At 37.4% G+C, this 8,605-nt stretch carries 8 protein-coding genes; 6 read left to right on the top strand and 2 right to left on the bottom strand.

All coding sequences use genetic code 11. The features are described 5' to 3' along the window. Positions 1–233: hypothetical protein (locus tag GJU39_RS23690; protein ID WP_209437719.1), on the top strand; the 233-nt coding region annotated here is incomplete at its 5' end. Positions 234–636: 403 nt separating this feature from the next. On the opposite strand, the gene GJU39_RS22615 is transcribed toward GJU39_RS23690, so the two are convergent. After that, entirely contained in the window at positions 637–1,497 is an 861-nt protein-coding gene (locus GJU39_RS22615) for a ferritin-like domain-containing protein (protein WP_154283268.1), read from the bottom strand. Positions 1,498–1,516: 19 nt separating this feature from the next. Beyond that, a complete protein-coding gene (locus GJU39_RS22610) occupies positions 1,517–2,245 on the bottom strand; it encodes a ferritin-like domain-containing protein (protein WP_154283267.1) in 729 nt (242 codons plus the stop codon). A 124-nt stretch (positions 2,246–2,369) separates the two neighbouring features. Between GJU39_RS22610 and GJU39_RS22605 the strand changes: the two genes are divergently transcribed. The 5 genes from GJU39_RS22605 to GJU39_RS22585 all read left to right on the top strand — a co-directional run bounded on the left by GJU39_RS22605 (position 2,370) and on the right by GJU39_RS22585 (position 8,429). Further along, positions 2,370–3,155 (top strand): LytR/AlgR family response regulator transcription factor, encoded by a 786-nt coding sequence (locus GJU39_RS22605; protein WP_154283266.1) that lies wholly within the window; start codon positions 2,370–2,372, stop codon positions 3,153–3,155. Continuing rightward, positions 3,067–6,150 (top strand): ligand-binding sensor domain-containing protein, encoded by a 3,084-nt coding sequence (locus tag GJU39_RS22600; RefSeq protein ID WP_154283265.1) that lies wholly within the window; start codon positions 3,067–3,069, stop codon positions 6,148–6,150. Before GJU39_RS22605 ends, GJU39_RS22600 begins: the two co-directional genes overlap by 89 nt. Before the next feature lie 253 nt (positions 6,151–6,403). Continuing rightward, positions 6,404–6,967: an SMC-Scp complex subunit ScpB gene (gene scpB, locus GJU39_RS22595; RefSeq protein ID WP_154283264.1), complete on the top strand. Its 564-nt coding sequence runs from the start codon at positions 6,404–6,406 to the stop codon at positions 6,965–6,967. Positions 6,968–7,055: 88 nt separating this feature from the next. Next, entirely contained in the window at positions 7,056–7,238 is a 183-nt protein-coding gene (locus GJU39_RS22590) for a hypothetical protein (RefSeq protein WP_154283263.1), read from the top strand. Positions 7,239–7,310: 72 nt separating this feature from the next. After that, the gene (locus tag GJU39_RS22585; RefSeq protein ID WP_154283262.1) at positions 7,311–8,429 is read left to right on the top strand and encodes a GNAT family N-acetyltransferase; all 1,119 of its coding nucleotides are present in this window, start codon (positions 7,311–7,313) and stop codon (positions 8,427–8,429) included. The last annotated feature ends 176 nt before the right edge of the window (positions 8,430–8,605 follow it).

Here is an 8,605-nt window from a genome sequence, read left to right as displayed (position 1 = left end):
CGAGGAATATAAAAAAAGATTGCTTCACGCCCTCGCTCAACCTCCGCTTCAGTTCGCAAGGACGACTTATTGATGGCACCCTGCTATCACCACCCTGCTACCCGGCCTCGGAAATGATGGAAGGAGAAAACGTTAAAGCTTCCACCACAATCTTCCATACCGCCACAACCCAAGGCAGCGCGTTCTCTCCCGATTCTTCATCGGGTGCTTGTGCTGCCGAAATAAAGCTTTAACGATTTTATCCGACATCAGTTTCAAGCCTTGAGTTTTGCTTCTTTTTGTCAAGAAAAAGAAGACAGCCCCTTCGGCGGCCAGCCGAGGCAAGCCAGCGCAGCGGGGGATTCTCCATTGCGAACTGAATGTACAGGGAGGAAAAAAGATTTTTAATTAAAAACTAACCACCCCCGCCCCTCCTAAATCAGGAGGGGAGTTCCCCTCATAGTTTTATACAAAAGCTCTTATTTCAATGTTTGGATGAGCTACTTCAACGTTTGGATTGCCTACTGCAAGGTTAAATTAGCAACAGTAATCAATTTAGCCAATAGTAAAGTCTTAACAAAAAAAGGGAAACAGAACCAAGTTCTGCCTCCCTACCTTAAACTAAACATTACCTAATCAATAATGTCAATATTTGTATTATGCTAATTTTTTACCTGCTACGATGAACAAGTTGGCAATTTTCTTAACGTCAGAACCAGTTAAAAACTCGTCAAAACATTCTGCCGCGTGAGATTGAGTTACTGCGGTACCATTAATACCAGTAATCTGAACACCAGCCTGAGTTGTATTTTGTTCACCTGCGTAAACAGCATCTGCTGCTGTAACACCGGTATCGTTACCGTTTGCGGTATAAGCGATCCAAGGTTTTAAGCCTGACGCACCAGTTACGTTTGCTGCAACCATTTGGCGTAAATGTGCCGCGTGGCGAGCTTCTACCGAGTGGATTTGTAAAGCTGTGGTTAAAACCGGCATTCCTTTCAAAATTGGTGCCTGGCCTTTGTATGCTCTTACGCCCGTATCTTCGAAAGCCAATGCTACTTTTAAAAATGTTTGATAGTTGGTATCTACATCTGCAAATGTACCGCCAGCTTTGAAATCAAAATCTGCGTAAACATACTGATCTGCACCTTTAATACCTACAGCTTCTTTTAACAAATCTACGTGTGCACGTTCGTGATTACGGATCGTGGTAATCGCCTGTCTTGCAGGCCCATCAGGAATGTAGGTGCCATTTGCAAGTGTTAAAGCATGGTTATAATAGTTCCATTCTAGATATTCTAATGCCAAAGCAAAGCTTAATACTTCTGTAACCGAAGCCGGATTTGTTTGACCATATGCTTTTTGGAACATTGAACCCATTGCTAATGGTAATGCAGCTAAAGAAATTTTCTTTCCAACGTTGAAGAAATCTTTCATTGCACTGCGTCGCGGACTTAATCTTTCATAGATCTCTCCATCCACTTTTTCAATTTGGTCTAATATATTTAAGATATTCATGATTGCTGAGTTTTAAGGATTAAAGGTTAATTACGTTAATTTTGGTTTTTACAAATTTTCCAGCTGTCGCTAAAACTTTATCAGGTGTTAAGGCAGCATCTAAACCTTTTAAGTCATTCGCGCCTAAACCGCCTCTCTCTAAACTACCTAAATCAGCGAAACTTCCGTTTAAAATAATATCTCTGATGTAAGCAGCATGACGTGCTTCTACTGATACAATTTTACCGGCTGCAACTAAATAAGCATCAGTTGTAATCCGAATACCTGCACCATTGTATGCGGCAACACCTAAATCTTCGAATGCCATTGCAGCAGCTAAAACACCAGATGCACTTGTAAAATCAATAGAAGAGAAATCTACTTCCAGGCTGCCGATTGCTGCTGTACTTAATACGTTTTTAAAAAACTCTCTGTGTGCTATTTCATGAAATTGAATATCTTGAAAATAAGCTTTTTGAGCAGTTGTAAATGCTGATGGTGGTGCGGATGCCACTTTAACATAAAATGCTGCTTCTAATTGTTCTAATGCATAAGCATAATTTAAAACGCCTATTTCGTTTTTAAAATCCAAAGTTGCGCCAGTCATAGTGTTTTCTACACCACGATCTTTTTTACAACCCGCAGCTACTAAGGCAATACCTGCAGCGCTTGCTCCGGCATATTGAAGGAAAGACCTTCTTCCAACCGAGCTATTGAATAAACTTTCGTCTTGAAGTTTACTTTTTGTTTCTAGTTCATTGTTTTTCATAGTAATCTAAGTTTTAGGTTTTTTGAATTCGTTTGATGATACATACGTGACATTTAATCGACTGGTTTTTTCTTTTTCACTTTTTTTTATTAAGCGATTTTAATACATTCACAAACCTATAGCTATGACTACACTGAAAGCCATTATTGTTGATGATGAGGAGTTTGCCCGATCATCATTATTTTTTTTATTACAGCAGAATTGTCCGCAGGTAGAAATTACCGGTATTGCTAAATCCGTAGCAGAAGCTAAAGAGATTTTAGCCCATCATCCCATCAATTTAATATTTCTGGATATCGCAATGCCTGGAGGAAATGGTTTCGAACTTATCCCTGATGCGCAGAAGCACCAGGCAGCCGTAATTTTCACCACCGCATATGATCAATATGCACTTAAAGCCATAAAGGCAAATGCACTGGATTACCTGTTAAAACCTATAGACATAGATGAGTTAAAGGTTGCGGTAGATAAGGTTGCTCAACACATTAAGCTCTTCCAAAATCAGAATGAAAATGATGACCGAATTGCAAACCTGGCTTCAAGCTTGAACACCAAGTCAGAAATAAGGAAGTTAACCCTGCCCTACGGACAAGGCTTTAAAATGATAGATGTAGATGATATTATTTATATCGAAGCCGATAGTAATTACTCTGTCGTACACCTCGCCAATCAGGATAAAATTACAGTTTCAAAGGTATTGAGAGAGTTTGAAGAACTTTTGCCTTCCGATCAGTTTGTGCGCATTCATAAATCGAGTATCATTAACCTTAATCATTTAAAAGAATACAACTCTAAAAATGGCTTGCAGGTATTCTTAAAAAATGGCGAAAGCATCAACATATCCCGAAGGAGAGCAAGTGATTTTTTTGAGAAAATTAAACTTTTTATCAAAGCAGGCAGTGATCATTAATTCGAAAAAAATAAGGAAAGAAATTGTTCCAACAGGCAGAAAAAATCTTATCAATTGTTTTTCCCTGTTTGCATTGGTGTTGATCACATTCACCTGCACATTTACCTTTAGCGCTTACTCCCAAACCACTTACCTGCCCCATTACACTTCAAAGAACGGACTCGCAAGTAATAATTGTTATTACATTTTACAAGATAGAAAAGGTTTTATCTGGATTGCCACTGATAACGGCATAAGCCGGTTCGATGGCACAAATTTTCAGAACTTTACAATCGAGGATGGCTTACCAGACACACAGATTCTTCAAATGAAGGAAGATAAAAGTGGGCGTATCTGGTTCTTTGCACTCAATGGGCAACTCAGCTACTTAAAGGATGGTAAGTTTTACAATAAAGACAATGACCAGTTACTCAAAAAGCTAAATTTTAATACGGTAATTGTTTCTTTTCTAATTGATAAAGCTGGCAGGATCTGGCTCGGTACAAACTCCAATTTAATTGTTTGCTGGGATGGAAAAACAATCAAAAAGTATGTTTCACCTAATCCGGAAGATAAGTTTATAAATGCTTTTATACATGAGGATGAGCGGGGAAATATTTTCGCTTACAGTGATTTAAGTGTTCAGCGCTTCAATGGGAATACATTCTCTATTGTCAAATCGAAAGTGCGGCCGATTTCTTATATGACGGCGGCGAATTTACCCAACAAATCATTACTCTACCTTGATAGCGGAGGTTTGAAAAAACTGGAATCAGGAAAAATTAACAACCTGATTTCCATTCCGCAAAATCTAATTAAAAACATGTCTGGCTACTTCTATTATGATCAGACGCTTAAAGAAGTTTGGCTGGCCAATGCAACTGGTACATTTGCCCTAAACAAAAGTGGAAAGACCGTTCAATATCTTCAGGATATCTCGGTTAATCAGGTAACGAAAGACAGTAATCAAAATATGTGGTTTGCCACCACCACCGGAATTTACATGTTACCCAATGTAAACAACCGCCTTTCTATAATTGATGCTGAATCTGGCTTGAGTAGTAATGTGATTAAAAGTATTACAAAAGATGGCAAAAACCGCCTGTGGCTCGGAACAGATGATGCAGTGATCGACATATTAGACATCAATAATTTCCAGATTCAGGAAGTAGGCTTAGATGATTTTAAGAAGTATAAAACGGTTAAACAACTTGCCTTTGATGCGAAAAATGAATCGATCTATTTCGCTTCAGACTATGGAATGGGCGTTTTTAAGAAGATTTACAAAAATACCGACGAAGTGAGTTACCTGAAAGAGGCAAATAATTCCATGTTCGTGATTAAGCATTTTAGTTTAAGTGGAAATAACGATCACCTGGCTTTAGCTTTATCATCTGGTGTTGTTTTCCTTTCAGATAAATTAAAGAGGTTTGAATTTAATTCGCTTAAATATAGAGAAAAGGAAGATTTTTTTAAAGACAGGTCCTACCATGTTTTCTATGATCAGGCCGGAAATTTGTGGTTTTCGAATATTGACGGTTTATCTGAGTTTTCAAATGGGAAGTTGATAAAACACTTTGAAAAGCAGCCCTTGTTAACCAAGCGCATTAACGATATCCAGCAACTTGCAGATGGAACACTGATATTGGCAACAGATGGTTATGGCTTGATTTTTTATCGCGAAGGAAAAATTACAAAGCAAATTACACAGGAAGATGGACTGACCAATAACATCTGCACCAAACTTTTTATAAAAAATAATGAAATCTGGGTATTGACCAATAAAGGGGTTAATAAAATTACCAATTACCCCAAAGCCCCCGCCGTGGCTAATTTTGATTATGGTAAAGATTTGCTCAGTGATGATATTAACAACTTGTTTATCGATGATAGCACAGCCTATTTCGCTACAAATAAGGGCCTGATATTATTTAAATACAACAATAAAAACATTAGCAGGAATCTGCCAAAGGTTTACGTTACCTCTGTTATAAAAGACAACGAACGCCTGCCCATTGATAAAGAAAATTTCACCTTTGAAAATGGCAACAGCACCATCTTATTTACCTTTAGTGCCGTAGATTTTACCACGAGCGATATTACCTATCGTTATCGGTTAAATGAAAATTCTGCATGGCTGGAAACCCGGACCAGAAGGCTGGATTTCTCGTCACTCCAATCTGGCGACTACGTTTTCGAAGTTTGTGCAAAAAGCCAGAATGGAAACTGGGGCCCATCAGCAAAGATCTCTTTTACCATCAAAAAGCAATTCTGGCAAAGCCTGTGGTTTCTTTCCATACTAATCTTATTGGTTGCTTATATTTTTTACAAAGTTGCCGTTTACATCACCCGCAAGCAAAAAGATAAAGAACAGGCGCAGCTACTGCTCAAAAATAAAGTGCTGATGTTAGAACAACAGGCCCTGCAGGCAATGATGAATCCACATTTTGTATTTAATGTAATGAATTCCATTCAGCATTATATCAATACGCAGAATACGGCATCGGCAAATAAGGTATTAACTGGTTTTGCCCGCCTGATTAGAAAAAACCTGGAAATTTGCACCAAAAGCTATATCTCATTAGAAGAAGAGCTGGAATATCTAAATCTTTATTTAAAACTGGAAAAAAACCGCTTCGGGGATAAGCTACAATACACTTTTGCTGTTGATCCGGATATAGATGAAGAAGAAACCTTTATTCCGTCTATGCTTTTGCAACCCTACGTAGAGAATGCCATTTGGCATGGAATTATGCCGAAAGAAACCAATGGCCTGATCCAGATTAATATCAAACTGCTCGATGCCGCTTACCTGAATATTGAAATCATCGATGACGGCGTGGGCATTGAGAACTCCCTAAAAGATAAAAAGGACACGCACATAAGTAAGGGCATGCAGCTTACTAAAGAAAGACTGAACCTTTTAAGCCAGATTGGAGCAAAACCTATACACTTAAACGTTAGTCAAAACGCTACAAAGGGTACAACGGTGTCTATATCCATCCCGTTAAAATAGCTACTTTACCGTTTACTCAATTATTAATACCACTCACTAAATAAAACTTTAGAAGAACCCGGTTTAGCCTTAAACTTGTCTTAGAAATAAACGATAGTGTTTATCAAAGACGTTCTTATAGAATTGATATAGATATTTAATAACCTAACCTAAAGCTATATCTTAATTCAGGTTTCATTTGTGTGTTGAAAGCGGTCTTGTTTTTTAAAAAGCGAGACCGCTTTTTTTGTGCCCAAAAATTATATTTTTGTATATGCCTCAAGATATCGCGAAACACGTCGAAGCCCTTATTTTTTCTTCCGTTCAAAGTATTAACGTTCAGGAAATTATACTTGCTTTAAATGCTGTTTTCAATGAGGAAATCAATGAAAAACAAATTTTTGAGAGTTTAGCGCTCCTTACAACCAAATATAACGGAGATGATTTTACCATCGAATTGGTGAATCTGAACAATGGTTATCAATTTTTGACTAAAAAAGAGTTCCATGAAACCGTTAACCAACTTCAGCTGCACCGATCGAAGAAAAAATTAAGTCAGGCCGCAATGGAAACCCTCGCAATCATCGCCTATCGCCAGCCCATTACCAAATTAGAGATTGAGCAAATCAGAGGTGTAAATTCAGATTATTCTGTACAGCGATTACTGGAAAAAGAACTCATTAGTATTGAAGGTAAAGCCGAAACACCCGGCCGCCCCATTCTATACAGCACCAGTCCGTTGTTTATGGATTATTTTGGTTTAAACCATTTAAACCAACTTCCACAGCTAAAAGATATTGCCAGAGACGAAAATACAATAGGTGAAAATCCGGAGTAAAATAAATTAATTTCTTTGCTGACAGATTGTTATTAAAAAAGTTTTTTTTGTATTTTTAAACTATAAAAGCAATTTTTATTTTTATGTTATGAAAGCGCCAAAGAAACTCCCTGCCAAGCCAGCTACCAGGAAACAGGTAGACGAAGATGATGATCTTGAAGATGACGATATTCAAACGACATCTCAGGATGATGATGAAGATGATTTTGATGTTCCATTAGATGACCTGGAGAACTTTGACAACTTTGATGACGACGATGACGATTATTAATATTTAAAAATTATATATTTGAAGAAGCATCCTACCACTTGGTTGGATGCTTTTTAATTTTAAAACCTTTTCATGCAAGTTATAGCAGTTAACAATTCATCGCTCAAACAAGATTTTTTAAACGTTCCAAAAGTTCTTTATAAGAATGACCGGAACTGGATTTGCCCGCTGGATACCGAAGTGGAAAATGTTTTTGACCCTAAAAAGAATAATTTCTTTAACCACGGAAAATGTACCAGGTGGATTTTAAAAGATGAAGCTGGAAAACTGATTGGTAGAGTTGCAGCATTTATTAATGAAAAAAAAGCCTTTCAATATGATCAGCCTGCTGGTGGAATGGGCTTTTTTGAATCTATCGATGATGAAAAAGCGGCTTTTCTTTTATTTGATACGGCAAAAGCCTGGTTAATTGAAAATGGCATGAAAGCCATGGACGGTCCTATTAATTTTGGAGAAAATGATTCTTTCTGGGGATTGTTGGTTGAAGGCTTCACACCGCCATCTTTTGGCATGAATTATAACTTTCCCTACTATCAAAAATTCTTCGATGCTTATGGATTTGTTACCGAATATGAACAACTGACCAATCACATTAATTTAACCGTTCCCTTTCCTGAAAGATTTACAAAGATTGCCAACTGGGTAAGAAATAAACCCGGCTATACTTTCGAATATTTTAGCAAAACGAATGCAGAGAAGTACATTAATGATTTAATGGAAATCTATAACGATGGCTGGCAGGACTTCGAAAACTTTGTACCCATCAAAAAAGAAACACTACAGGAGAGTTTCAAAAGCATGGAACCCATTATGGATGAGCACTTGATTCAATTTGCTTACTTTAATGGTGAGCCGGCTTCTTTTGTGGTATTAATCCCCGATGCAAATCAAATGATTAAAGGCTTTAATGGCAAGCTTGGGATCATCGAAAAATTAAAATTTGCTTACCGCAGATGGCTTGGTGTAACCAGAATGCGTGCCATTGTAATGGGAACGAAACCTAAATTTCAAAAGCATGGCTTAGAATCTGTTTTATTTATCAGATTGGGCGAATACGTACTTCCAAAAAACCAATATAAAGAACTGGAATTGAGTTGGGTAGGTGATTTCAATGAACAAATGATTGCTATTCATAAAGCTACAGGCGCAACCTTTGGCAAAAAACACCTAACCATGAGGAAGGTATTCTAGGTGTGTATTAGTGGTGTCGCCCTGCTGAACTCGTTTCAGTATCTTACATGCTGTACAGTCCTATGAAGAATAGAAACAAATTAAGATCCTGAAATAAATTCAGGATGAACTGTGTTTAAATCCAAATAATAATTAAAATTTTTCCAAATAATATTTTGTTTTAGGAAGGTTGTAAC

This window comes from Pedobacter petrophilus, assembly GCF_009674725.1.
Lineage (GTDB): Bacteria > Bacteroidota > Bacteroidia > Sphingobacteriales > Sphingobacteriaceae > Pedobacter > Pedobacter petrophilus.
This window is presented reverse-complemented; position numbering and strand designations above follow the sequence as displayed.

Bases quoted from the DNA above. Each gene is read 5' to 3' on its own strand.
- GJU39_RS22600 (WP_154283265.1), top strand. From the start codon at position 3,067: ATGGCGAAAGCATCAACATATCCCGAAGGAGAGCAAGTGATTTTTTTG.
- GJU39_RS22610 (WP_154283267.1), bottom strand. From the start codon at position 2,245: ATGAAAAACAATGAACTAGAAACAAAAAGTAAACTTCAAGACGAAAGT.
- GJU39_RS22585 (WP_154283262.1), top strand. From the start codon at position 7,311: ATGCAAGTTATAGCAGTTAACAATTCATCGCTCAAACAAGATTTTTTA.
- GJU39_RS22605 (WP_154283266.1), top strand. From the start codon at position 2,370: ATGACTACACTGAAAGCCATTATTGTTGATGATGAGGAGTTTGCCCGA.
- GJU39_RS22590 (WP_154283263.1), top strand. From the start codon at position 7,056: ATGAAAGCGCCAAAGAAACTCCCTGCCAAGCCAGCTACCAGGAAACAG.
- scpB (WP_154283264.1), top strand. From the start codon at position 6,404: ATGCCTCAAGATATCGCGAAACACGTCGAAGCCCTTATTTTTTCTTCC.
- GJU39_RS22615 (WP_154283268.1), bottom strand. From the start codon at position 1,497: ATGAATATCTTAAATATATTAGACCAAATTGAAAAAGTGGATGGAGAG.